Origin of the sequence: Chitinophaga vietnamensis, from assembly GCF_902167635.1 — a bacterium.
Taxonomy (GTDB): domain Bacteria; phylum Bacteroidota; class Bacteroidia; order Chitinophagales; family Chitinophagaceae; genus Chitinophaga; species Chitinophaga vietnamensis.
Window position 1 is genome coordinate 34210 of record NZ_CABHMS010000002.1, and the last position, 24482, is coordinate 58691.

Consider the following 24482-nt stretch of genomic DNA (forward strand, 5'->3'; position numbering starts at 1 on the left):
CTATTTTCCCGCCTGGTAGCGGAGCAGTACCACGCCTTTGTCGAAGGTTTGCGTGCCGATGAGCTCCAGGCGGGATATAATGTCGCTGTCTTTGAAGAAACGCAGGCCGCTGCCCATCACCACCGGATGCACCAGCAGGCGGTATTCATCTACCAGTCCGGCCGCAGCAAGGGATTGTACCAATATACCGCTGCCTTCTACCTGTATCTCTTTGCCTGGCTCCTGTTTCAGTTTGTTGACCGCTGTTACCAGGTCGCCGTTTATCACAGATGTATTTTCCCAATCTGCTTTTTTCATGGTAGAAGATACCACGTATTTGGCCATGCTGTTGAGTTGTCCGGCCACGCCCATTTCATTATTTTTCAGGGAAGACCAGTAAGGATGCAACATCTCGTAAGTATGGCGGCCCAGCAGCAGGGTATCGCTGCCGAGGATGCCCTCGCGGATATATTGCTGGCGGGCTTCGCTGTCGAAGGGCGCGAACCATTGTCCCATAGAGGTGGCGTCAAAAATGCCGTCGATAGTGATCCAGGTGGATACGATAAGCTTTCTCATAGTAATGTGTTTTTGTTGATACAAAGTAACGACGGCAGGAAATGGCGGTATAGAATAAACCCGACAAAATCATCCCGGGAAGCCTTGGGCAAGGCGCAGGTATTCGCCGGGAGTATGGTGTGTAAATGTTTTGAAAGCCCTTATGAGATGGCTTTGATCGGCATAGCCGTTTTCATAGGCGATGCCCGGCATATCTGAAAACCCTTGCTGGTTCAGCATTTGCAAGGCCGCCTGGAACTGGCAGATGCGGCCGAATGTTTTGGGAGAGATGCCCACATGTTGTTCAAACTGGCGCTGAAGGGTGCGTTCAGTGATACAGAGTTCCTGCTGCACCTGCATCATAGAGAGCTGCCCTTTGTGTTGCAGGATTAAACGTGTAGCGTAGATGACCGTTTCATTCGTGATCAGCCGTTGACGCCCGGCCAGCCTGGCCACATAATTACCAAGCAGCTCAAGCCGCTGTTGCTGACTGCCCGCATTGAGCAGCCGTTCCCGCAAACGCAGGTCCCTGGCGGCAGGGAGCAGGTCGATATCGATGCATTGATCGGTCAGTTCTTTGGCATGTATGCCAAACAAGGCATATAACATATGCGGATAAACGAAGAAGGCGATCACGGTTAGATGCCTGGCGGTATGCAGCTGTATGGGTTCGAGGTTCTGTCCGTACAGCACCAGGTTATCCACCTTGCGCGGCCCGCCGATGATCATGCCCGGATCAGTGAGCTGAAAAGCAATGCTGGGAAAGCCTCTGGGGATCAGCGGGAGAACGGCTTCGTGGAAAGTGTGTTCGTTCTCCATCACGATGATCTCGCTTATGTAAGCCGCAATGGCCGCGGGAGGTGTGATGGACTGGACTTTCATATTGCACTTCTCTCTCTAAAATAACACATTCTTCTCAAATGCATCAACCCTCACGGCGCTCGCCAGAATGCTGCCGGGTTATTCGTCCGGAATGTTATATACGACGTTTTGGTAACCTTATTCGTGCTCACAGATTTCTCCAACGACTTTTTAAAATAATCCAGCGGGATCAGGCGGATGTAAGTGATCTGCTTGCCCGGCTTCGTGGTTTCGGTATCAAACCCGCTGTGGACGGAGCATTCCAGCATGTAGAGGTTCTTGGCCATATAGCTGTAGAGGTACCCTTCTTTGGTTTGAGAAGAGCGGCGATTCCAGTTGGCATCCGGGTTGAGGATGAGAGGACGGCCATCTATAATGCGGGCACGCACTTCCTCGATGCCGAGTAGTTCTCCTTTTTCATTCATCACATAAGCGTCGAAGGTGGGATCGATCCATATCCATTTCTTCAGCCCGGAAACATATACCATATTGATCACGTGGCAATCATTATCGATACCCAGACTGTCTTTCGGCAGGCAGGTCACATAGCGGGAGGGGATGCCCAGGGAGAGGTAGCATTCGTTCAGCGCCATGGCCAGGCCCCTGCAATTCAGGCCACGCTTGTCTTTGCGGCATACTTCGATCATGTTCATGGCATTCCGCACTTCAGGGTTGCCATGACTACCATCATGCGGTACGAGGCCGTGGATCCAGTGCATGAGGTTCATGATCCTGGATACTTCGCTGCCCTGGCCGGCGATAGAATCGAGATGATACGTTTTGCGCAATGCGGTGAGATTGGAATCTTCGGCAGACTGATAAGTAAAGGCAGGCAGTTCCTGTTTTTCAGCGAGATTGTATTTGCCTGCTTTCTTCAGGGTAGCCAGCGTATCATAGGCGTAGACGCCTGTGAGCGCAGTATCTTTTCCTTTCAGCAAAATATTGAAAAGCACACAGGAGTTGGGCTTTACCGTAACAGTGATGGAGTCCTGGTCTGTATAAAAAGTCACCTGTTTACTTTTCTTCGGCACAGCGGTCGTATATACGTCTGGCTTGGTTTCCGGCGAGATGGTCCAGGCGTCTTTTCTCAATATGTCATTGTCGCGGATGCTGACAAGCAGGGAATCTGCTTTGATCAACGGCAATGCTTTTTGTTGTGCAGAAAGTGTGTTGGCGGCCAGCAGCAATGCGGCGTACAGGAACGAGATTTTGGTCATGTGTGGCGGTTTAGAGATAAGCCATGTCAAGATACAAATACTGCCGCAAATTTGTTATGCTTCTTTGAGCTTGACAAAAAAATAAGGGCTTATCAGAACGATAAGCCCGGGTAGCAGAGATATTTTGACAGGGAAAAGAATACCCTTACAAATATCTGTATGATGAGCAAAACCAATGCAGTGAAAAATAGCTTTTGCTGTGGCGGTTTTCCTCCAGGCGGGAAAAATAACCTGGGAGAAAGTACATTTTCACTTTCCACAATCCCTTATCTCTCCCTATCTTTATCTTACAAAATACTATCTGATGAAACGCCCCATGGAGATAATAGCAGTGATACTGGTCACTATTTTACTGGCTGCTACTTGTCTACGTTGTAACAGCGAGCGGAAAGACCGCGAAAAAGGACTGGCAGCCTACCATTCCGGAAAATGATCAACGGGTATACTTAGCCCTTAATGTTTTCATTTCATCAGGACCGATACCCAGTCCTTGTTGGAAGAAATTTTCCACAGAGCCATATGATTTCGCCAGGTTGTCGAACATGATGCGGAGATAGGCCGGTTTTAGGGCCATCGCATCCTGCACCTCTGCTTCCGTCATGCCGGTGAGTTGTTGCAGACCTTTGAACATACGTGCGTTTATGGGTTGCAGGTATACGTTGCTGGCGGTGAAATCCGCTTCTATCACGTCTTGCGGCACTTGCAGTGCATACAGGAAAAGCGCGGAGGCCATGCCGGTCCGGTCTCTGCCGCCGGTGCAATGGTACATCACCGATTCATTATCCGGCAGCACCAGTAATTGCTGGAACAGGGGCTTGTAGCGCTCGGCCAGCGGCGTAACGTTACCATAAAATTTTTCAAGGAAGTTGCCCGATTTGATGGCGACTGCGATCTGCACAGGATTAGGGAGACTATCACTGCCTGCGGGGCACAGCGTGTATTTAGTGTCGGGCAGCAGGCGGTCCGGCGCGGCGGCTGCTTCTTTCGTTCCGCGGAAATCAAATACGGTATGTATATGTTTTTCTTCCAGGGTGCGGAGGTCCTGGTCGGTGAGGTGGCTCACTTCAGCAGAGCGGAATACTTTACCGGTGATCACTGTTTTGCCGCTACTGGTTTTGTAGCCGCCGGCGTCCCGGAAATTAACGGCGCCCTGCATGCGTACCAGTCGCACGGAACTGTCGGCCAATTGCGCAAAGGCCATGGCAGGCATCAGCAACAAAAGTGCGCAAGAAATTTTTTTCATGGTCAGGTGTTTGCAGCAAATTTAAAGATGCCTGCGCCGATGGCATGTTATGAAATTATTACCGCCACGCTGAAAACAAGAGCGCCGGTGCTGATGACACCGGCGCTGCGCTATGATTCAAAGAATTTACTTTTCCATTCATTGAAAGCTGCCTGGTGTTTTGCCTGTGCAGGCGCTACGATCTCTTCTTCCACATCTTCCGGAGGCGTAAGCTGGAACTGCGTTTTCAGCCAGGCCTGGTAATCGTCCGCGTATTCGGAAGGCTCGTAATATTCGTCATCTTCATCTTTGAAGTAAGATACGCCGTCATGGTCTACGCCGGCTTCTACATCATAGGAGAGCACGCGGAGCAGGCCCGCGATATTTTCCGCCACTACATGCTCGCCGCCTTCATCACCGAAAACAACGATGGGCAGCTCGCTCAGCTCATTAGAAGAGCCGTTGAGCCAGATGGCATAAAAAGAACCGGAGCCGTTAGCCTGCGCAAAAGGCAGCAACTGTGCGAGGAATGCGGGATCGGCAGACCAGCCATTGGCGAGCCCCGATTTATCGTCATACATCAGGCCAAAGCCCTGTGCATAGTTTTCAAATCCTGCTTCTTCCTGAAAGGCCCACAGGCGGGCGAGTGCGTCGGGTACAGGGTGTGTACCAAAGGTCTTCGAAAATTCCTGGATACTGGTCATAATTTTCATTCAATTGATGGGTAAACAAAAACGGGCCGAAGATAAATGATTTCTTCAACCCGCCTTGTTATTTTTTGAATGAAGCCAATATTTCGAGATAATGCGGATTATACATGATGCCAAGGATATTGCCGAAGGGATCTTTTACGGCTGCCGTTACAAAGCCATGGCCGCGTTCTTTGACAGGCTCCTGTACGCTGGCGCCCAATCCGGTAAGGCGTTCCAGCGTGGCCGGCAGGTCATCTACATGCCAATACAGGATGGCGCCGGCGGGCTGTCCTACGGGATGCTGCGCATAGCGGCTGTCGATAATACCCAGTTCCTGCTGGTAATCGCCGACGCGAAATTCTGCATAACCCGGAACCTCAAAATAAGGAGCGATGCCCAGCACTTCGCTATACCATTGTTTGGCGGCTTCGTGATCGGCTGCAAAGAAACTGATGGTGGCGATGCCGCGTAAAGTAGTGTTTGTCATGATGAGTTTTTTTGTTAGTACAAAATTCCACGCGGCATGTGACAACCCTATGTCAGCAATAAAAAAGAATTTTTAACTTGATGGCATGGAATATATTATCTCTACGCTTACAGAAGATATTTCAACAGTTGCCGCTTTATCTGAGCTGATCATTGAAACAGTGGCTCATGGCGGCTCCGTGAGCTTCATGCACCCGCTGGCGCCGGAAGCGGCAACGGCGTTCTGGAGCAATGCGCTGGCTGCGGCCAGCCGTGGCGAAAGAGTGATACTGGGCGCTTTTGATCAACAGTTGCTCGTAGGCACCGTTACCTTGTTGCTGGATTGCCCGCCCAATCAGCCACACCGGGCAGAGATCGCGAAAATGATGACCCGGGTGAGCCACCGCGGCCGCGGTATTGCGCGGTCGCTGTTACAGGCCGCAGAAAAGATCGCCGTGGAAAAAGGCCGTACGCTGCTTACGCTCGATACTGCGGAAGAGGAAGGCGCCGCCTTTCTGTACGACAGCATGCAGTATCAACGTGCCGGCGTAATCCCCGGCTTTGCGCTGAAGCCCCATGGCGGCCTCACGGGCACGATCCTCTATTTTAAAAATATCGGGAAATGATCAGGTGCTCATCATGCCCTGGTGATGGCTCCATAATTTTGCATATACCCTGTCTTTCATCATCAGCTGGTGATGCGTGCCTTCTTCGGCCAGGGCGCCATTTTGCAACACCACGATCTTGTCGGCATTCACCACGGTGCTGAGGCGGTGTGCGATCACGATCACCGTTTTGCCGGCATGCCGCAGTTGCTGCATCACTTGCTGTACATGGTGGTCGGATACCGGATCGAGCGATGAAGTGGCTTCGTCCATGATCAATATTTGCGGATCACGATAGAGCGCCCGCGCGATGGCCAGCCTTTGCCGCTGGCCGCCGGAGAGGTTCACGCCATGCTCGCCAAGCATCGTATGGAAGCCGTCGGGCAATTGCTCAATGAAGCCGCTAATGTCCAGCCAGCGCGTGATCTGAAGGATACGCTGCATATCCGGCTCAAATTCTCCCACGGCAATATTGGAGGCTACGCTGCCGTGGAAAAGGTCTATCTGTTGTGGTACTACGCCTATCCAGCGGCGCAGACTTTCAGGATGGATGTATTTGATATCGGTTTGTCCGATGGTGATGCTGCCTTCCCGCAAAGGATAAATGTGCTGTAAGAGCGCCATCAGCGTGGATTTGCCGGAACCGCTCTCGCCTACTACCGCGGTGATGCTTCCCCGCTTCACCTGCATGCTGAACTGCCGGAACACTTCTTTCCGGGTGCCATAGCTGAAAGATATATTGTTGAAAATGATATCGCCATCATGATCGGCGGGCAGTTCTATTTTATTGGCGGTATCTTCCTGTTGCAGGTCCATGATCTCGAAGAGGCGGTCTGCCGCGATGAGCGCATCCTGTATGCTTTTGTTGGCGCCGATCAGGCTGGCGGCCGGTCCTGTGAAATAGTTGATCAGCGCATAAAACGATAGCAGCGCACCTGCGCTCAACTGTTGATCAAGCACATAAGAGGCGCCGGTCCACAAGATGATGATCACAAAAAGATTGGTAACGATATTCGTGAAGCTGCCGATGTACAGGTTGCTCACGGAAGAATGGTAAGTGGTTTTCAACACTTGTATGAAACGGTTTTCCGTTTTCATATTCGCATATTCCTCCAGTGCAAAGCGTTTGATCGTGGAAACGGTATTCAGCGATTCTACCAGCTGGCTGCCCAGTTCCGCGTTTTCTTCCATCAATCTCCGTTGATATTTTTTATTCACCTGGTTACTGATCGCATAAATGATCAGGAAGAGAGGAATGATGGCGAGCATGATCAGGGAGAGCTTCCAGTTGTAGCTGAACATCAGCGTGAAAGAGAACAGCACGATGAAACTGTTCACCACCAGCGATATGGACACATCGTTGATGAAGGCGCGGATCTTGATGGCGTCGTTGATGCGCGATGTGATTTCGCCTACGCGCATGGTATCGAAGAACTGCTGCGGCAGCGTCAACAGATGTTTATAGTAGCCGAGTATCAGCCGGGCATCCAGCTGCTGGCCTGTTTTGAGGATGAAGATGCTTTTCAGGTTACCGATGAACAACTGTAACACCAATATTACCAGCATCACAATACTGAGCAGGTTGAGCAGGTTCCTGTTACCGCCTACCAATACATTGTCTACAATTTTTTGTACATAGATAGAAGTGGACAGGCCCAGTACCGTATAGATCATGGCCCCGAAAATAGCTTGTATCACCACGCCGCGGTGCGGGCGCATGAGATACCAGAAACGTTGCAGGTGCGATACTTTGTTGTTGCCCGACTGGAACTGGTCTCCGGGCAACAGCAATACGAGGATGTTGGTCCATATGGCTTTGAAGGCCTCATGTGTGAGACGGTGATACTGGCCATCTGCAGGGTCCATTACCACTACGTGTTTGGCTGTTACCTGGTATATCACCACAAAATGTTGCAGCATGCCGTTGATGACCACGTGGGCGATGGTGGGCTTGGGAATGCCTGCCAGCGCGTCGAAAGGGCCTTTTACGCCTTTCGCCTGGAAGCCCAGTTGCTGCGCGGCGGTGATCAGGCCCATTACGCTGGTACCTTTTTTATCGGTGCCAGCATATTGCCGGATCAGGGCCAGCGGCAATTGCAGCTTGTGCCAAGTGGCTACAGAGGCCAGACTTGCAGCACCGCAATCGGTGATATCATGTTGTTTGATCCTGGCCCTGCGTTTGAGCCGGACGGAATGTTGAGCGCTCATGTTGCTGGATAAAAGATCAGATGTTGTTTGCTGCCAGACTATTATCAGATGCGGCTTTTCTCCTGTCGGGATTGATCCAGTCGTCGGTTTTGTCGTACAACAGCTGGAACAGGCTGCGCCTCGTGAGGATGAACCTGGCCTGCAAGGTCATGCCTTTTTTCAAAGCGGCGCTCACACCGTTGGTGGTACTGAGCGTGGTGCCGGCAAACCCGCACCGCACCTTGAATGCGGGTTGGTTGTTGATCAGCACGAAATCATTATCGATAGATTGTATCACGCCTTTTGCCATGCCCCATTCGTTGTAATTGAATGCATCTACCTGGAACCTTGCAGGCATTCCTTTTTTGAGGTAGCCGATATCGCGGGGAGAAACATAGCACTCTGCAATGATGTTGGAATCAGGGGAGATGATGCCCAGCAGTTCGCCGGGTTGCAGGTAACCGCCGGCATATTTCCCGGTGAACTGCTGCAAGGTGCCGCTCACAGGGGCTTTTACCAGGTTCCATTCTTTCTCTTTGGAGAGCTGCCGGTTATCGGCCTGCAGGCGGTTGTCTTCCAAACGAAGCTGATTCAGCTCCGCTGCCCAGGCGCTCCGCTGTTGCTGCACGGCGGAGTGATAGGCTGCCTTACTTTTTTCATATTCAAATTTGCGGTCGAGATACTCTTTTTTAGCAATCACTTTTTCATTGAAGAGCTTTTCATACATCTCCAGGTCTATACGTTGTTTTTCCACGGTGGCGGCCAGTTCCTGCAGGGAGGCGCGGAAGCGCGCATATTGCTGCTGGTACAAAAGGGATTGCAGCCTGCTGCCGCCGGCTACCAATGTTTCGAGGTCATGTATCTGGGCTTCCCGTTGCGATAGCTCATATTGGTTTTGTGTGAGTTTGCTGTTGCTGATATCTTCCTGCAGGCGAAGTAATACCTGTCCTTTCTGTACGCTGGCGCCATCGGCCACCAGCACCTGTTCTATGGTGCCGGCTACCATGCTGCGCAATTCCGTTTTTTCCGTAACAGGCCGCACAATCCCGCTGGCAGCGATAGACACATCCACCTTGATCAGGGGTAGCGCGGCTAATGTACACAGGATAACTAACAATACGGTTACATAGATGACCTGTGTGTGACTGCGTACCCTGGGTAGCCAGGTAAACACAGAACGCTGCATAATAGCGGCGGGGAAAAGGATGGGTTTCATGAACGGGATCAAATGGTCTCTTCCAATATAGCTATTTAACGCTCAATAGTGCGTGTTCAGGCGCATAAAGAACAAATTGAACGGCGATTTTCAGAATGAATAAAAATGAACAACGAATGTGATCGTAATCCGTTGCTGATGGGTTAAATTTGGTAGCGGCAGTAATGTACAGCGCGCGTCATGTGAAGGCGGCAATCTTCTGCACAAGCATCGTTAAACAACCTTCCCCCAACATTTTGGAGCCATTTTATTTATGATACAGGTATCATGACCAGTTTTTTTATACTTTAAATTTAACACCATGAAAACAAAGTATCAACTTGAACCTTTGTCTGACAAGGAATTGCTCAGCACAAACGGCGGCGGTTTACTGGATGGTTTCTTCGGATCTGCTGTTACCGGTGGCGACAGCAGTACGGTGGACTATACAGGCTATACCACCGGAATGGGATTCACCTATTTTGCATTCGGGAACGGCCACGCTACTTATATGGCAGCCAGTGGCGCCGGAATGTACAATTTCCTCAGTAACCTGAGATTCCCGACCTCCTGAGGAATCCTGTACTTTTTTATCCGCATTTCGTCACACAAAAAAACTTTAACATGAAAAACTTTGAACAACTGGAACAATTTACAGAACTGAATCTGGAAGAAGCAATGGATATTAACGGCGGCGACCTGCTGGGCCTGAATGGCCTGGGAACTGGTCTTGGCGTTGGTCTTGCTGCACTTGGCGGCGGTCTTGGCACTGGTCTTGCCGGCGTGGGAACCGGCTTTGGCGCCGGTCTGCTGAACCTCGGCGCTGGTCTTACCCTGGTAGGCGCTGGTCTCGGCATTGGCCTGGCCAATATCGGCATCGCCTTCAACCACTTCTTCAGTGGGGTTTTACACAAATAATCATCCAAATTGTACTAACCAAAGTGCTGAAAAACCGCCTTGCACGGGGCGGTTTTTTTGTGCGCTATAATTCGCTGATCTTCCTCATCAGTAATTTCTTCTCCACCTCAGAACGGGTAAGCGCGATGGCCTGGCGGTAGCAATCCGCCGCAGTGGCCGGCGCCAGCGTAGCATAGATATCGCCGCGCAAAGCATGATATAAATAATTTTTCTCCCATTCTTTTTTATAAGGAGAGATGGCTATTTCTTCAAGGGTACGGGTGGGGCCATACACCTTGAAGATCACTGTTAAACGGTGCAGCATCACAATGGCGTTGGGATGTATCTGTACCAGCATGTTGTAGTACGACAGGATATGTTGCCAGTTGGTATCGGCGAAAGTGGCTGCCATACAGTGTTCATACGCGATGGCGGCTTCCACATGGTAAGTGCTGATCACCTCACCGAAAGCGGCCTTGTTGAGATAACGGTTCCCCTCTGCGATCATCTGCCCGTCCCACAGGCTACGGTCCTGGTCCGACAGCAACACAATATTGCCATCTGCATCGATGCGGCTGTTGATACGTGCTGCATGAAAATACATGAGCGCCAGTGCGGCGAATGTTTGCGGCAACGCCGTAGCGGCATTTTCCGTGAGCAGCTTGCAGAGGTACATGGCCTGGTCCAGCAGGTCTTTGCGGATGAGCGTATCGGTATGGGTGGCGTTGTAGCCTTCATTGAAGAGGAGGTAGATACTGCGCAGCACCGCGTCCATGCGCCCGCTGAGCTGCGCTGGCGGCGGAAATGCGGGCTTTATCCGCTTCTCCCTGAAAAAAATTTTTGTCCGGTATAATCGTTTGGAGATGGTATCTTCTGCCGTAACAAACGCTTTGGCGATCTCGCTGGTAGAGAACCCGCAAAGGGTTTTCAGGATCAGGGTGATCTGGTTTTCCGGCGCTATCTCCGGATGGCAGCAGGCAAACATCATGCGGAGCAGGTCGTCCTGTATTTCATCATCCCGCCAGAGTTGATCGATAATGGTGGTCATGGTGTATTCCGATTGAAGCAATGCTCTCTCGGGCGCATTAAAATCCACAAGCGTGGAGAATTTATTTCTTCTTAATACATCGATCGCTTTATTTTTCGCGACACGGAACAACCAGGCGGAAGGGTTGTCTGGCACGCCTTTCAGCGACCATGCCTTTACGGCGGCAATAAAAGTATCCTGCACCACATCTTCCGAGATGTCGAGATTTTCGGTACCGAAAATTTTTGTCAACAGGGCTACCATCTTTCCTGCTTCATGGCGGAAAAGATGTTCGGTAAGCCGGTTAATATCGAATGATGCGCTCAAAAGTGGTTTGTACGTCTACCGTAAAATTACAAAGCGGATGATGAATGCCCGTTTATCCATCATCCGCTGTTATTTAGATGTGGACCATATTATTGATCTCACGAACTTCCACCGTACCGTTGATATCGAGGATAGGACAGCCTTTGGAAAGCTCTACTGCTTCGTCGAGGCTATCGGCTTTGCAGATGAGATAACCGGCCACCATTTCCTTTCCTTCGATGAAAGGCCCGTCTGTAACAACTCTGCCATTGCCATTCACCACTTTGCCTCCGGTTACGAGTGGCTGTGCGCCGCCAAACCGTCCCTGGTCGTTGAGATCGGCCATCCATTTGGTCCATTTCTCCATGTGCGCCTGCCATTTCTCCGGCGATTTCAGTTCCGCTTGCCGGTCTATATCGCCGCCACAGAATAAAAAAAGATATGCTGTCATATGTGCCCGTTTTGTAAAATTATTTGCGCGCGTGTAAGGCAATGCGGTTACCTTCCGTGTCGATGAAAAATGCCATGTAGCCGATATCTTCCGAGATCTGCGTTTTGGGCATCACCACTTTGCCGCCGGCTGCTTCGATCTTGTCTACCACAGTCTGCAAGTGCGGGTTGGCATTCAGGTACAACACAGGACCATCTTTGCCAGGTATGTGCATCTGTCCTTTTACCAGTGCGCCGGAAACCTTGCCTGCGCCGGGTTCCCAGGGGAACATCGTCATTTCCATGCCCATCGTCTCCTGTGTTTGCATCTTGATGTTGAAGATGTGTTCATAGAATTGCTTTGCTCTTTTGGTATCTTTTACTGGTATTTCAAACCAGTTGAGCGAATTGGTTTTTTCACTGATTTTTTCCATAACACGGTGTTTTAAAGTTATTGAATATTATCCAACATTCATTTGCCTGGATCAATAGGCCATAGCCCTTTCGGTATGATATTTTTTGAGAAAGGCCATCTGGCCGATATCATAGCTTTCGTGCTGGGCGAAGAAGGCGAGAGTGCCGCCGGTGCTCATTTCACCGATAGGGCTGGGCAGGGGGGAAGTGCTGCTGAGATGGTCTTCCGATACATCTTCCAGCGCCTGCAGCAGCAGTTCGCTGGCCTTTTTCCATTCCTGTTTCACTTCGGAAAGCGAAGGCTGGGTATCGGCGGGGTTGTAAGGATTGTCTTTGCCGAAGCGATCCTTATATGGATTGGTTACCGGCTGGCCTAGCAAGGCTGCGGCATTATATCTTGCCCACACGGTATGTGCGGCAATCCAGATGAGCGGGTTGTTATGGCCGCTGATGCGCTCCTGCGCCTGTTCTTCGCTCACGCCGTCCAGCGCGTTAACGAAAAGCCTCTCGTTCATCCTGAACATTAATGAGGAATGATAAGCTGAATTTTTCATCGTATTACTGGTTTGTTCAGGATAATGACGAAGCATTTTGCCCGATTTGGACAGAGATGAAAAAAAATCAAAAAAAATTTTCAACGGCTTGAGGCTACGGGGCAAGAATACAGCGAAGACCGGCCAATCAATCATCAAATAACCCCATCAAATCAATAAATCCGTCAATCAAAAAATCCGCAAATCCGGATTCGTCCATACACATTATCGACCGTCAAACACAATCAAAAAAGCGGCATATCTTTTTTTATTTAGATTTAATAAAATCTGAACTATGCGGAGAAAAATAATGTTAGCCCTCATCGGCTGTGTGGCAGGCGGGCGGCTGACGGCACAAGTAAATGCCGGTTTGTTCCGGTTCCCCGATGTATCCCGTACACAAATTGTTTTTGCCTATGCCAATGATATCTGGATCGTTCCCAAAACAGGCGGAGAGGCAGTGAGGATCGTTTCACCTCCAGGCGTGGAGAGCTTTCCCAAGTTCTCACCGGATGGTAACAGGATCGCCTATACGGCAAATTATGATGGTAACAGCGACGTATATGTATTACCGGTAAGCGGCGGCGTACCACTGCGCCTCACGGAATACGGCGGCCCTGACCGCGTGATCGACTGGACGCCCGACGGCAAACAGGTGCTCTTCTCTTCCGGCCGCGAAAGCACCAAGGCGCGCTTCAACCAGTTCTATACCATTCCCGCCACCGGCGGCGCAGCGGTGAAACTGCCGCTGGCCTATGCCGAATTTGGCTCCTGGTCGCCCGATGGATCCAAAATGGCCGTCACCACCCGCACACAGAGCTTTGCCAACTGGAAACGCTACCGCGGCGGCATGAAAGCATTCATCCACATCATGGACCTGGAAAAGAAACAATCTGAAAATATCTCTACCAACAACGATGCGGGCGATGAATTCCCGATGTGGTACAAAGATTATATCTACTTTTTGTCGGACCGCGGCGCCGAAGAACGTATGAACATCTGGCGGTATAATACCACTACCAAAGCTGCGGAACAGCTCACCCATTATAAAGATTACGATATCCATTTCCCCTCTATGGGACCGGAAGACATTGTATACGAAGCTGGCGGCAAATTATACCTGCTGTCGCTCGCCACGCAACAGTCAACGGAAGTGAAAGTGAGCGTCGCCACTGATTTTGCGACGATGAAGCCACGAAGCATGCGGGTATCTAAATTTATACAATCCGCTTCGCTGAGCCCTGATGGCAAGCGCGCAGTGATCAGCGCACGTGGCGATGTGTTTTCTGTACCGGCCAACTATGGCTATGTAAAAGACCTTACACAAAGCAGCGGCGCCGCTGAACGTTACCCGGTATGGTCGCCCGACGGCAAACAGATTGCATGGTGGAGCGATCGCTCCGGCGAATATGAACTGTGGATCGCCACCGCCGGCAAAGAAAAAGAAGCCAAACAGATCACGCACTACGGCCCTGGCTTCCGCTATAAAGTGTATTGGTCGCCCGATAGCCGGCAAGTCGCCTTCATTGATCAGATGAGCCGTTACCAGGTGCTGGACATCGCCAGCGGCAAAACCACCGTGATCGATACCGCCCTGCGTTATTCACCGGATGCCTATGAGGGCGTTACCTTCAGCTGGACGCCCGACAGCCGCTGGCTTACCTATAGCCGCGACCTGGATAACAACCACGAAGCCGTATTCCTCTACGATACCCGCGATCATCGGCGCTACCAGGTTACCAGCGGCTTCTATGACTGTCGCCGTCCCATCTTCGATGAATCCGGTAAATATCTTTATGTGATCACCAACCAGATCTTCAATCCTACTTACAGCACTATCGATAATACTTTCGTATATGAGAAGAGCGCGGTAATAGGCGTGATCGGTCTTACCAAAGAAACACCCTCACTGCTGGCTACCCGTAATGATGCGGTGAATGTAAAAGAAGAAGTGAAAGAGAAAGAAGTAAAAGAGAAGAAGACCACACCTGAAAAGAATAGCACTGCCATCGATCTGGACAACATGGAATCCCGCCTCATCCTGCTGCCCGTAGCACCTGACCGCTACAGGCGTTTGGGCGCAGTAAAAGGCAAGATATTATTTCTTACACTGTCGCAGGATGATGAAGATGGCAATGCTAAATCTGTTTTGAAATATTACGATATTGCCACGCAACAAACGAAAACGATCATCAGTAACCCCGGCCAGTACGAGCTTTCCGCCGATGGTGAAAAAATTCTTGTTACCGGCGGCCCTTATGGCGTGATCGATGTAGCCTCCAATCAAAAGATAGATACCGTGATGCGGATCGATGATATGGAGATGGTGGTGAACCCCGCCGAGCAATGGCGGCAGATGTTCAACGATGCCTGGCGCTTTGAGCGCGACTTCTTCTACGATCCGCACATGCATGGCGTGGACTGGAACGGCGTAAAAGAAAAATACCTGCGCCTTGTAGATGGCGTGCGTACACGGGAAGAGCTCAACTTCGTGATCAATGAGATGATAGGAGAGATCAGTTCCTCCCATACTTACAACATCGGCGGCGACCTCGAAACCGGCCGCAGGGAAAATGTAGGTTACCTCGGTGTGGACTATGAAGCGGATGGCCAGTACTACAAAATTAAACACATCGTCCGCAGCGCGCCCTGGGATGCGGAAGCGCGCAATCCTTTAGATGAACCCGGCGTCAGGATCAAAGAAGGGGATTACCTTCTCGCGGTGAACGGTGTGCCGCTTACCACTGCCACAGAGCCTTACAGCGCTTTCCAGCTGCTGGCCGACAAAACAGTAGAACTCACTTTCAACCATCATCCTTCCTGGGATGGCGCACAAACTACCATCGTCAGAACACTCGCCAGCGAATACCGCCTGCGGCATCTTGCCTGGATAGAGAGCAACCGCAAACGCATTGCAGCAGCCACTAACAACCAGGTGGGATATATCTATGTGCCCAGCACCGGCGTCGACGGGCAGAATGAATTGATCCGTCAGTTCAATGCGCAATGGGACAAGGCAGGTCTCATCATCGACGAGCGTTTCAACAATGGCGGGCAGGTGCCTGACCGTTTCATAGAGCTGCTGAACCGTCACCCCTTGGCCTATTGGGCCAATCGTCCTGGTCTGCCATCACAAGGCCCGGCCTATGCGCACTTTGGCCCCAAAGTGATGCTGATCAATGGCTGGAGCGGTTCCGGCGGCGATGCCTTCCCGGAATATTTTCGCAAGAGAGGCCTTGGCCCGCTCATTGGTACACGCACCTGGGGTGGCCTCATCGGTTACAGCAATACGCCTGACCTGGTCGATAACGCTGCCATTACCGTACCTTCTTTCAGAGAGTTCAATGTGGATGGCGCCTGGTTCCGTGAAGGCCATGGCGTTGACCCTGACATCCTTGTTGATGAAAACCTCGGCGATATGGCCCGCGGCATCGATCCGCAGATAGAACGCGCCATCATCGAAATCAAGCAGCTGCTGCAAACAAAAGGATTTAAACCGCCGGCACAACCCAAGTATGAAGTGAGATAAACTGCGCATAACCCTATGAAGCGCTCAAAGCGCTTCATAGGGTTATGCTTTCGTCTGTTCATTTTTTATATAAATGAATAGAAATTATAAATATTTGGCTATTAGTTTTTTATGACGAAGAATAGACTGGACCATGCTATTGCCGGGCAGGCCTGTTCATTTTAGCCCTTGTTGATCTTTTTGTTCTTTTTATCCTTTCGTGCAGGAGATAGTTAAACAGATCATTTTCTTATTTAACTTCTCATGTAGAAACGAATAGGAGATGATAACGAACCAAAATCTGGTTACTCCGAAGCACTTTTACAGCCTGGACGCTATCAGGGGGGTAGCATCAATAATAGTGGTTCTTTACCACTGGCAACTTTTCTTCTGCCCACAGGATGTTTTTGTACCCGGCGCTGATTATTCCGACAAACTGCCGGGATATAGATGGCTCTCCTTTTTTTATGATAGCGGTATGGTGTCGGTGGATTTGTTCTTTGCACTTTCGGGATTCATTTTTTTCTGGCTGTATGCCGACAAGGTAGCAGCGCGCACTATGTCTTTCAGCCGTTTTCTGATGTTGCGGCTGAGTCGATTGTACCCGCTTCACTTTGTATTGTTGTTGACGGTAGCATGGCTTCAGTGGCTGATGTTGCAGCGTGCGGGTCATTATTTTGTTGTGCCGTTCAATGATATGCGGCATTTTATCCTGCACCTGTTTTTTATTCAAAGCTGGGGATTTGAGGAGGGGCATTCATTTAACGGCCCGGCGTGGTCGGTATCTGTTGAAATATTTCTCTACCTGTTATTTTTTGTGATCTGCTGGTGCCGCTTGCAACGAAACCGTTTGTTACTGCTGCTGCTGATACCTGTTGGCGCCATAATGCAACACTATGGCCTGATCACTGGCAAAGGGATGTTCTCTTTTTTCATCGGCGCGCTGGTATATTACATTTATCAGTTTGTATTGCAACAACAAAAGAGGCGGACCTATCTGACCTTTATCATTGTGCTGACCGTACTCTTATGGTGTGTGGCGGTGACGGAACACTATTATCACTTTTTACACCCCTGGCTGGACCTGCAGCGTGGCGGGGTAGTGAATAACCTGCTCTTCCGGGTAACGGTGTCTCCGTGCACGATATTAAGTCTGGCCTTGCTGGATACTTTTGCAAAATTGAAATTCAAGCTCGTAGTATGGCTCGGCAATAGCAGTTATGCGCTATACCTATTGCATTTTCCTTTACAGATTGTTTGTGTATTAATGCTCGATTATTTTCACATCAGCCGTAATGTGATGGAACAACCACTAGTCATGTGTCTTTTTTTCCTTGTGTTGATTCCGATGAGCGGACTGACCTATTACTATTTTGAATTACCGGTACAAGAAAGGTGGAGGTATCTGTTTAACAGAAAAAGAAACACTGTATTAAGCTGAGAGAAGCAACGCGGATTCAGAAATTAATAAAATATTTTGTTGGTTAGCGAAATAGATTGGCCTTGGTGGCCTGTGACGACCTCTTTCATTAAACTGTCAAATCGGTATGTTCAAATCAGGAACTTTATCCGCTATCCTACTGCTGTTGGGCTGGCTGTTCGTACTTATGGGTTGCTCTTCCACCGGGAAGCTCACCTACCTCAATGATATAGCTGCCCGCAATGGCGTGGATCCGGTCAATCACAACGAGCAGCTCCGCATAGGCCCAGGTGATATCCTGCAGATCACGGTCACCACTTTCGATAGAGAAGTATCACAGATATTCAACCCGGGAACCGCTACCATGGCATCTTCCGGTAATATGGCCAATATTGACCAGGGCTACCTGGTAGATAGCAGCGGATACATCACTATGCCCGTGGCAGGAAAGATACTGGTGAAAAACAAAACTACTACTGCTATCAATGATATTGTACTGACCGAATTAAAGAAGACAATAAAAAATGTGTACGTATCTACCCGGCTGGTCAATTTTCGTATATCCGTGCTCGGTGACGTAGCCAGGCCGGGCTCCTTCCACATCGGAGGCGAGCGGGTATCGATACTGGACGCATTGAGCATGGCCGGCGATCTCAATGCTACCGCCGTCAGAAAGGATGTAATGGTGATCAGGGAAATCGATGGCGTTAAAGAGTATGCTTCTCTTAATCTCAATAACAGTGAAATATTCTCTTCTCCATATTTTTTTCTGACAAACAACGATGTGGTATATGTGAAACCGGGCCGTGGCCGTAAGTTCCAGACATCCAGAACAATTCAGTTATTACCCGCGATAATCAGTGCAATGTCTCTTGTAACAACCATCATTCTATTAAAAAAATGAGATTGCGAAAAATGGCGCCCTATAAGACATCTGTAAACCGGAATAACAATAACAATGGGATCGATCTGAACGACCTGTTTCGGAAGATGATCTTTCATTGGCCGTTATACCTGATCATCCTCTTGCTCGGCATGGTGGGGGCCATGCTATATCTGAAATATAAACAGCCGGTGTATATGTCTGTAGCCAGGTTGTACCTGAAAGATGAAAAGAAGAGCGGAGAGGAGATGGATATACTGAAATCCTTGTCCTTGTTCGGTAACGGCAAGAATATGGAAAACGAGATGGAGGTGCTGCAATCGCCCGTGTTGCTGCAACGTGTGATCAGCGACGGGCATTTCAATATCCGGTATTTTGAAGAAGAGAATGTCAGGAATATAGAACTATACGACAAAAGCCCGCTGGTATTGCGGGCCTTAGGCGACAGCGCCAACGTGGGCAATTACCGCATGGAGATAATACCCGATGGAGAGCAACTGCAAGTGAGGGCAAGTGGAGGATCATTGAAAACGCCTGTTGAATTGAATGTACGTGAAGAACAGCCATTTACACTGGGGAAAGATGATTTTGTTATCAACCTGAAACCTAATTCCGGCGGGCAGCTGGCGCATCCGGTGCGCGTGCGGGTGGATTCCATACAGGAAATATCATACAAAGTAATCGATAATATCAGTACCTCGCTGGTGAACCGCGATGCCACCGTGGTATTGATCACCTATAAAGATGTGCTGGCAAGTCGCTCGGCGGATTTTCTGAACGCGATACTGGAAGAATACAACAACTATACGTTGAACGACAAAAACAAGGCGGCTATCAAAACGATCACCTTCCTTTCCAGCAGGATCGACTCGCTGAAAACCGAACTGGGCACACTGGAGAAAGCCGAAGAAACATTCAAGGTGCAACGCGGTATCACAGATATTGACGCCAGTTCCAAGCTGGCACTTGAACAGATCAAAGAAGCAGATACCCGCCTCAGTGAAGCCAATATGCAGCTATCGGTGCTCAACCAGGTAGAACATTATGTCAATAATCCAGGCTCCGGCAGCCCTGTGGCGCCGGTCGCCGGCAGCGTGGATCAGACGCTGACGGCCATGGTGAATCGCTATGAAGAAGGATTGAAAGAGCAGCGGCGGCTGTCGCTTTCGTTACAACCATCGAGCGCTATCATGCGTAACCTCGATGCACAGATCAATGATGCACGCAGAACTATCCGTGATTATATCGCCGGATACCGGCGCAATGCGGGTATCGTGCAGAAGAAAACGCAGGACAAACTAGGCCAGATACAGGGAAAGATCGCGAATATACCGGCCTATGCCCGCGAATATATCAATATCAAAAGACAGCAAGGCGTTAAGGAAAACCTGTATCTCTACCTGCTGAAGAAAAAGGAAGAGGCGGCGGTTTCATACGCCAGCAATGTAACAGACAACAAAGTAATTGCGCCGGCCTTCGTTCCGGATAAGCCTATCGCTCCCAAGAAACCATTGGTGATAGCTGGTTTCCTGGCTGTGGCATTCGTTATCACAAGCATTTATATCTACATAAAATATTTCCTTAACCCGCGGGTGCTTGATAGAAAGGAGATAGAGCGCCTGTCAGGTTCGCCTGTAATTGCAGAGATCTATCAACACAGCGAAGGCCTGAAAGATTTTTCACTTAATAACCGTCATGTCCTGACGGAGCAGGTGTTTAACCTGCGCACGAATCTCAAATTCCTGCTGGCCGAACATAAAGGCCCGGCGGTGGTAATGCTTACTTCCTGTCTGTCAGGTGAAGGCAAAACTTTTTTATCGGCGCATCTTGCTAACTCCCTTACGGTTAGCGGCAAGAAGGTAGTGATGATAGATATGGATCTGCGGCGGCCCAAGCTGGCGCGCTTCTTCGGCCTGGATTATACTTCCGGTATCACCAGTTATGTGGTGGGCAACCAGACGATTGAAGAGATCATCCACAAAGTGCCGGGCACAGATGGGCTGCATCTCATCCCTTCCGGCCCTATACCGCCCAATCCGATAGAGATGATTGAAAGCAACGGGATGGCGACCTTGTTGTCGTATCTGAAGGAGCGGTTTGATTACATCATTGTAGATACTTCGCCAGTGGGCATTGTATCGGATGCTAAAAGTATTGCATCCTATGCGGACTGCACGCTGTTTGTAGTGCGCTACAATTTTACCCTGAGGTCGAAACTGGCGACAGTGCTGGAAAATATGAAAGACAGCAATTTCCGCAAGAGGGGAATTGTTTTCAATGGCGTTGAGCAATATACCTTCTATCCATACTATTACTATGATCAGTACGCGTATCGCGAACATCATAGCAGGAAGCATGTGTGGATAGCTTTTCTGAAGAAAACGATCAGTCGAATTGCATAATATGCTTGAAAATAGTGTCTGGTTATTAATCGACAAGTTGAGCAAGATCTGTCCCGGGCTGTTGGTGTGGGCCCTGGTAGCGAGGTATCTCGGACCGGAATTGTTCGGGGTATGGAGCTATGCCGTTGCGCTGACCACCATTGCCAGCACGGTGTCTATGCTGGGGATGGACAAGCTCGCTGTGAAGGAATTGGTGAATCATGAATCGCGGCAGCAAATTACGGTAGCTACTGTTATTTTCATGCGCATCGTGGCTGCGGTTGTTTGTATGATAGCTTGTATGTTAATTGTGTATGTGACAAAAAAAGCGGAGCCGCTCTACCTGCTCTGTACCGGTTTTGCGTCATTCACCATTTTGTTTCAGTCGTTCGATGTAGTCGATTATTTCTACCAGGTGAAGCATGATATCAGCCGTACGATTCTTCCGAAGGTAACTGTATTTATTATTTTTTGCGGGATCAAGGCGGTGGTGATATGGCTGGATGGCGGTATGATGGCTTTTTTGTGGGTATCCTTGCTGGAGTTGCCGGTCACTTACGGCGTGGTATTGTTACGTTATAAAAAGCAGGCGCCTTTGTCGTCGTTGTTGCGCGCAAGCCTGCCCTTGTCTGCGCAGTTGCTGCGGCAAAGCTGGCCCCTGATGTTTTCGAGCCTGGTGGTGGTGCTGTTTGTAAAGATCGATCTCCTGATGCTGGATTATATGAGCGATCCTTCGGAGCTGGCGCGTTACGTAGCGGCGGCGCGCATTTCGGAGCTATGGTATGCGCTGCCGGTGGTAATAGCTACCGCGGTGTTGCCGGGATTGATACGTACCAGGGAAATGAGCTATGCTGCCTATTTGTTGATGGTAGAACGTTGGTTGCGCCTCTCGTGCTGGCTGAGCATCGCCATTGCCGTAGCGATATCCATCATGGCTCCTGTGCTCATAAGAGTGATATATGGCGTGCAATATGAAGCGGCGGCATCTATGCTGATGATCCATATCTGGGCATGTATCCCGCTATTCATTATGGTGGTAATTGTGCAGTACCTGTTCGTGGAAGGGAAATACAAGTTGTTCTTTTACGGGAATGTTACAGGGCTGCTGGCCAATATTCTGATCAACCTTGTGCTGATACCCGCTGCGGGCGGCGTTGGCGCCGCGATCACCACTGTGGCCACCTATTGGATCACCTTTATGGTGTACGTTTCATTTGACAGCAGCGGGCAGGCATGGGTGCTGACGAAAACAATGTTGCAACCCGGACGATTGTATGCAGATATGAAATATATCAAAGCTGGAGTAAAAGTATTCAGGAGAAGGGCGCAGTGGCTGTGATACCGCGCATGGCATGTACCTGTCTCGGCTGTTCCGAATGCAGTAATTACACCGGAATGAACGGTGTGCAAATTTATCCCGGATGGAAACAGGATATAGTATTTTTCAAAGTGATAATCTGTTGGTGGAGTGCTTCCGCGAAAGCATGCCGTTGATCATCGCCTGCACGCTGTTGTACCTTTATTACAAGGGAAGGATAAACGTGATAGATACCATGCTGTATGCAATTGCAACGGAAGCATACACCATGGTGGTGATAGGGCCTACGTTTAACGCTACTTTTTTCATCAGCATCTTCTTCATGGTGGAACAAATACACCAGCTGCTTACCGGCAGGCAGTTTATCCGTAAGGAATATTTTATCCTGCTGATACTGCCGTTGCTGTCGCAGGTGACGGTGATGCTGGTAACGCAGTTGTATAAAAATCCTTTTTACTATCCCGGGAATAACCTGACCGCCTTTTATCTGCGGCCTTTGTATTTCTATTTCAAGACCTATATACCGCTGTTTGCAGTAGGAGCCAAGATTGTACAGGACCGCGAGGATTTGTCGTTTGAACTTTTTGCTGCATCCGTTATGCGCATTGCCTGTATCTCCTGTTGCATTGCCTGTTTTCAGTTGCTGGTCGTGTTTGTCTTCCATGACCAGACGCTGGGAGAAATACTAGGCCTGCAACACCGGTATATGATAAGAGAGATCAATGGGCTGCTGGGCGTGCGTGTGCAGGCATTTTTTTCGGAACCGAAGATATTGAGCGCTTTCCTCTCGCTCTCCGTTCCGCTATTTTTCAATGCGCGCCGGTTCATCTGGGCATCTGTGGCTATTATCATGGGCGTGCTTACGTCGTCGCAAACTTTCTGGATCAATATACTTGCGGCGGCTTTACTGTTCCCGGTTTTTGCCAGGTTGCATTCCGTACGGCTCAAGATACTGTGTACGCTGGCATCGCTTGTAGGCTTGTTCCTGCTGGTGGCGGCATCCCGGAACCAGCTGCTGGAACATTTTGCGGCCAATCGTGATAACGAGATATACGCGAAATTTTTTGAAAGATCGATAGACAGATATGATAATGAATATTGGCAGAAAGATAACGTGATACTGGGTATCCCCTTGCAGCGCGATCTCGAACTGCCGGTAGTGGATTTCCTGAAGGATGAACCTTACCTGCTGTTATCAGGGTATGGCGCGGGTAACAGCACGTTCATCCCCAGCGCTTATTTTTTCGGACAACAGAATTACGCCAATCACGTGGCCGGCATTGGCGGTCATAACCTGAATATGCGCTGGTTCTTTATCCTGGCGGAGTTTGGCGCCATATCGCTGGTGTTCTTCTTCCTTATTCTTACAAGAACTGATGAGCAATTATCTGCTTTCAATAAAGATTATCTCGCCTATGTAGCGATCTGTTTTTTCTTCAGCCAGATAGACCTGTTCCTGGTAATTATAGCACTGTTGAGTGCCTATGGTGTTACTGATAATAAATATATCTATGGAAAAGATGTCCGTCATACTGGAAGGCTTGCGTAAGCGTTCCTTATTGCTGTACCAGTTTTTGTTCAACGCAGATGCAAGGCAACGTACACGCCTGCACGAAATGATGTTCCACCTGTTCTCTCCCTCAATGTACAAAGCGGCGATGCAGCAATCGACGATGGTGGAAGAAGATGATGTGTACCGTTACTACGAGATCAAGGGTTATAAAGATGTTTTCATCTATCCGAAGGCGGCGCCGGATTATAGCCTGGCGATGATCCTGTCGGAATCAAGGCCGCAGCACTGGCACTACTACGAGATACCTGAAACGGCCGTTGCACCGGGCGATGTAGTGGTGGATTGCGGCAGCGCGGAAGGGTTCTTTGCTTTCAAATATCAGCATGTGGCGAGCCGCATCTTTGCCCTGGAACCTTTGCCGATGTTTGTGGCGTCGCTGAAGGCGCTGTTCCGCTCCAGCCCTTCGGTGGAAGTGCTGCCCGTGGCGGCGGGCGACAACTGCTGCAAAGCCTTTATGCAGGCGCCCTCCGGACCTACTGCCCTCGATGCTACCGTTTGCATACAGCCGCAGGACGGCAACGCCGTAGAAGTGGAGGTGGTCACGATCGACAGCCTTTTCGCAGACAAAGGCATACATATCGATTACCTCAAAGCGGATATAGAAGGCTTCGAAGAGCCGATGATCAAAGGCGCTTTGCGCACCATCCGCGACAGCAAACCCAAGATCGCCGTTACCACCTATCATAAAGGGCAGGACTATAAAAAACTGATCTCGCTGGTCAAGGCAGTGGTGCCGGAATACAAGTACCGGGTAAAAGGTATTGATTTCGCATCCGGCAATCCCGTGATGCTGCATATGTGGATATGAAAAAAAC

At 49.8% G+C, this 24482-nt stretch carries 23 protein-coding genes; 11 read left to right on the top strand and 12 right to left on the bottom strand.

From position 1 onward, the window contains the following. The 3 genes from FPG75_RS04655 to FPG75_RS04665 form a co-directional block, all read right to left on the bottom strand. Complete coding sequence (locus FPG75_RS04655; protein WP_143305420.1) at window positions 1-555, bottom strand: dihydrofolate reductase family protein; 555 nt, start codon at window positions 553-555, stop codon at window positions 1-3. 69 nt (window positions 556-624) lie between these two features. Then, complete coding sequence (locus FPG75_RS04660) at window positions 625-1416, bottom strand: AraC family transcriptional regulator (RefSeq protein WP_143305421.1); 792 nt, start codon at window positions 1414-1416, stop codon at window positions 625-627. Between the two features lie 50 nt (window positions 1417-1466). Then, entirely contained in the window at window positions 1467-2612 is a 1146-nt protein-coding gene (locus FPG75_RS04665; RefSeq protein WP_143305422.1) for a transglutaminase-like domain-containing protein, read from the bottom strand. Between the two features lie 199 nt (window positions 2613-2811). Between FPG75_RS04665 and FPG75_RS04670 the strand changes: the two genes are divergently transcribed. Beyond that, complete coding sequence (locus tag FPG75_RS04670; RefSeq protein WP_143305423.1) at window positions 2812-3045, top strand: hypothetical protein; 234 nt, start codon at window positions 2812-2814, stop codon at window positions 3043-3045. On the opposite strand, the gene FPG75_RS04675 is transcribed toward FPG75_RS04670, so the two are convergent. From FPG75_RS04675 to FPG75_RS04685, 3 genes are all read right to left on the bottom strand, one after another. Next, complete coding sequence (locus tag FPG75_RS04675; RefSeq protein ID WP_143305424.1) at window positions 3046-3855, bottom strand: tyrosine-protein phosphatase; 810 nt, start codon at window positions 3853-3855, stop codon at window positions 3046-3048. It lies immediately after the preceding gene. 110 nt (window positions 3856-3965) lie between these two features. Continuing rightward, complete coding sequence (locus tag FPG75_RS04680; RefSeq protein WP_143305425.1) at window positions 3966-4538, bottom strand: hypothetical protein; 573 nt, start codon at window positions 4536-4538, stop codon at window positions 3966-3968. 67 nt (window positions 4539-4605) lie between these two features. Beyond that, window positions 4606-5013 (bottom strand): VOC family protein, encoded by a 408-nt coding sequence (locus tag FPG75_RS04685; RefSeq protein ID WP_143305426.1) that lies wholly within the window; start codon window positions 5011-5013, stop codon window positions 4606-4608. A gap of 85 nt (window positions 5014-5098) precedes the next feature. Between FPG75_RS04685 and FPG75_RS04690 the strand changes: the two genes are divergently transcribed. Beyond that, window positions 5099-5617 carry a GNAT family N-acetyltransferase gene (locus tag FPG75_RS04690; protein ID WP_143305427.1) on the top strand — a complete coding sequence of 173 codons (519 nt, stop codon included), beginning with the start codon at window positions 5099-5101 and terminating at the stop codon, window positions 5615-5617. On the opposite strand, the gene FPG75_RS04695 is transcribed toward FPG75_RS04690, so the two are convergent. Together FPG75_RS04695 and FPG75_RS04700 are read right to left on the bottom strand one after the other, a co-directional pair. Further along, window positions 5618-7804, bottom strand: a complete 2187-nt coding sequence (locus FPG75_RS04695) for a peptidase domain-containing ABC transporter (RefSeq protein WP_143305428.1) — start codon at window positions 7802-7804, stop codon at window positions 5618-5620. A gap of 16 nt (window positions 7805-7820) precedes the next feature. Beyond that, window positions 7821-8999, bottom strand: coding sequence for an HlyD family secretion protein (locus FPG75_RS04700; RefSeq protein ID WP_143305429.1), 1179 nt, complete (start codon window positions 8997-8999; stop codon window positions 7821-7823). Window positions 9000-9300: 301 nt separating this feature from the next. Here FPG75_RS04700 and FPG75_RS04705 point away from each other — a divergent pair, with 301 nt between their 5' ends. Together FPG75_RS04705 and FPG75_RS04710 are read left to right on the top strand one after the other, a co-directional pair. Next, window positions 9301-9552 (top strand): hypothetical protein, encoded by a 252-nt coding sequence (locus FPG75_RS04705; RefSeq protein WP_143305430.1) that lies wholly within the window; start codon window positions 9301-9303, stop codon window positions 9550-9552. A gap of 50 nt (window positions 9553-9602) precedes the next feature. After that, on the top strand, window positions 9603-9896 hold the full coding sequence (locus FPG75_RS04710) for a hypothetical protein (protein WP_143305431.1): 294 nt from the start codon (window positions 9603-9605) through the stop codon (window positions 9894-9896). A 64-nt stretch (window positions 9897-9960) separates the two neighbouring features. On the opposite strand, the gene FPG75_RS04715 is transcribed toward FPG75_RS04710, so the two are convergent. The 4 genes from FPG75_RS04715 to FPG75_RS04730 form a co-directional block, all read right to left on the bottom strand. Continuing rightward, window positions 9961-11229 carry an RNA polymerase sigma factor gene (locus tag FPG75_RS04715; protein WP_201747884.1) on the bottom strand — a complete coding sequence of 423 codons (1269 nt, stop codon included), beginning with the start codon at window positions 11227-11229 and terminating at the stop codon, window positions 9961-9963. A 73-nt stretch (window positions 11230-11302) separates the two neighbouring features. After that, entirely contained in the window at window positions 11303-11659 is a 357-nt protein-coding gene (locus FPG75_RS04720) for a YciI family protein (RefSeq protein WP_143305432.1), read from the bottom strand. A 19-nt stretch (window positions 11660-11678) separates the two neighbouring features. Then, the gene (locus FPG75_RS04725) at window positions 11679-12071 is read right to left on the bottom strand and encodes a VOC family protein (protein WP_143305433.1); all 393 of its coding nucleotides are present in this window, start codon (window positions 12069-12071) and stop codon (window positions 11679-11681) included. Window positions 12072-12122: 51 nt separating this feature from the next. Further along, on the bottom strand, window positions 12123-12605 hold the full coding sequence (locus FPG75_RS04730; protein ID WP_161596664.1) for a DinB family protein: 483 nt from the start codon (window positions 12603-12605) through the stop codon (window positions 12123-12125). Between the two features lie 274 nt (window positions 12606-12879). On the opposite strand from FPG75_RS04730, the gene FPG75_RS04735 reads away from it, so the two are divergent. The 7 genes from FPG75_RS04735 (at window position 12880) to FPG75_RS04765 (ending at window position 24475) form a co-directional block, all read left to right on the top strand. Further along, window positions 12880-16113, top strand: a complete 3234-nt coding sequence (locus FPG75_RS04735) for a S41 family peptidase (protein WP_143305435.1) — start codon at window positions 12880-12882, stop codon at window positions 16111-16113. Window positions 16114-16375: 262 nt separating this feature from the next. Next, the gene (locus tag FPG75_RS04740; RefSeq protein ID WP_143305436.1) at window positions 16376-17533 is read left to right on the top strand and encodes an acyltransferase family protein; all 1158 of its coding nucleotides are present in this window, start codon (window positions 16376-16378) and stop codon (window positions 17531-17533) included. Between the two features lie 106 nt (window positions 17534-17639). Next, the gene (locus FPG75_RS04745; protein ID WP_143305437.1) at window positions 17640-18416 is read left to right on the top strand and encodes a polysaccharide biosynthesis/export family protein; all 777 of its coding nucleotides are present in this window, start codon (window positions 17640-17642) and stop codon (window positions 18414-18416) included. Continuing rightward, window positions 18413-20797 (top strand): GumC family protein, encoded by a 2385-nt coding sequence (locus FPG75_RS04750; protein WP_143305438.1) that lies wholly within the window; start codon window positions 18413-18415, stop codon window positions 20795-20797. The genes FPG75_RS04745 and FPG75_RS04750 overlap by 4 nt, the downstream gene beginning before the upstream one ends. A gap of 1 nt (window position 20798) precedes the next feature. Next, the gene (locus FPG75_RS04755) at window positions 20799-22115 is read left to right on the top strand and encodes a flippase (RefSeq protein WP_143305439.1); all 1317 of its coding nucleotides are present in this window, start codon (window positions 20799-20801) and stop codon (window positions 22113-22115) included. 82 nt (window positions 22116-22197) lie between these two features. Beyond that, window positions 22198-23643, top strand: coding sequence for a hypothetical protein (locus tag FPG75_RS04760; RefSeq protein WP_143305440.1), 1446 nt, complete (start codon window positions 22198-22200; stop codon window positions 23641-23643). After that, window positions 23606-24475: an FkbM family methyltransferase gene (locus FPG75_RS04765; RefSeq protein WP_161596666.1), complete on the top strand. Its 870-nt coding sequence runs from the start codon at window positions 23606-23608 to the stop codon at window positions 24473-24475. The genes FPG75_RS04760 and FPG75_RS04765 overlap by 38 nt, the downstream gene beginning before the upstream one ends. Window positions 24476-24482 lie beyond the last annotated feature (7 nt).

Excerpts from the sequence above, each read along its gene's own strand:
- FPG75_RS04655 (WP_143305420.1), bottom strand. The coding sequence starts at position 555 with ATGAGAAAGCTTATCGTATCCACCTGGATCACTATCGACGGCATTTTT.
- FPG75_RS04660 (WP_143305421.1), bottom strand. The coding sequence starts at position 1,416 with ATGAAAGTCCAGTCCATCACACCTCCCGCGGCCATTGCGGCTTACATA.
- FPG75_RS04665 (WP_143305422.1), bottom strand. The coding sequence starts at position 2,612 with ATGACCAAAATCTCGTTCCTGTACGCCGCATTGCTGCTGGCCGCCAAC.
- FPG75_RS04675 (WP_143305424.1), bottom strand. The coding sequence starts at position 3,855 with ATGAAAAAAATTTCTTGCGCACTTTTGTTGCTGATGCCTGCCATGGCC.
- FPG75_RS04680 (WP_143305425.1), bottom strand. The coding sequence starts at position 4,538 with ATGACCAGTATCCAGGAATTTTCGAAGACCTTTGGTACACACCCTGTA.
- FPG75_RS04685 (WP_143305426.1), bottom strand. The coding sequence starts at position 5,013 with ATGACAAACACTACTTTACGCGGCATCGCCACCATCAGTTTCTTTGCA.
- FPG75_RS04690 (WP_143305427.1), top strand. The coding sequence starts at position 5,099 with ATGGAATATATTATCTCTACGCTTACAGAAGATATTTCAACAGTTGCC.
- FPG75_RS04695 (WP_143305428.1), bottom strand. The coding sequence starts at position 7,804 with ATGAGCGCTCAACATTCCGTCCGGCTCAAACGCAGGGCCAGGATCAAA.
- FPG75_RS04700 (WP_143305429.1), bottom strand. The coding sequence starts at position 8,999 with ATGAAACCCATCCTTTTCCCCGCCGCTATTATGCAGCGTTCTGTGTTT.
- FPG75_RS04705 (WP_143305430.1), top strand. The coding sequence starts at position 9,301 with ATGAAAACAAAGTATCAACTTGAACCTTTGTCTGACAAGGAATTGCTC.
- FPG75_RS04710 (WP_143305431.1), top strand. The coding sequence starts at position 9,603 with ATGAAAAACTTTGAACAACTGGAACAATTTACAGAACTGAATCTGGAA.
- FPG75_RS04720 (WP_143305432.1), bottom strand. The coding sequence starts at position 11,659 with ATGACAGCATATCTTTTTTTATTCTGTGGCGGCGATATAGACCGGCAA.
- FPG75_RS04725 (WP_143305433.1), bottom strand. The coding sequence starts at position 12,071 with ATGGAAAAAATCAGTGAAAAAACCAATTCGCTCAACTGGTTTGAAATA.
- FPG75_RS04730 (WP_161596664.1), bottom strand. The coding sequence starts at position 12,605 with ATGAAAAATTCAGCTTATCATTCCTCATTAATGTTCAGGATGAACGAG.
- FPG75_RS04735 (WP_143305435.1), top strand. The coding sequence starts at position 12,880 with ATGCGGAGAAAAATAATGTTAGCCCTCATCGGCTGTGTGGCAGGCGGG.
- FPG75_RS04740 (WP_143305436.1), top strand. The coding sequence starts at position 16,376 with ATGATAACGAACCAAAATCTGGTTACTCCGAAGCACTTTTACAGCCTG.
- FPG75_RS04745 (WP_143305437.1), top strand. The coding sequence starts at position 17,640 with ATGTTCAAATCAGGAACTTTATCCGCTATCCTACTGCTGTTGGGCTGG.
- FPG75_RS04750 (WP_143305438.1), top strand. The coding sequence starts at position 18,413 with ATGAGATTGCGAAAAATGGCGCCCTATAAGACATCTGTAAACCGGAAT.
- FPG75_RS04755 (WP_143305439.1), top strand. The coding sequence starts at position 20,799 with ATGCTTGAAAATAGTGTCTGGTTATTAATCGACAAGTTGAGCAAGATC.
- FPG75_RS04760 (WP_143305440.1), top strand. The coding sequence starts at position 22,198 with ATGGAAACAGGATATAGTATTTTTCAAAGTGATAATCTGTTGGTGGAG.
- FPG75_RS04765 (WP_161596666.1), top strand. The coding sequence starts at position 23,606 with ATGGAAAAGATGTCCGTCATACTGGAAGGCTTGCGTAAGCGTTCCTTA.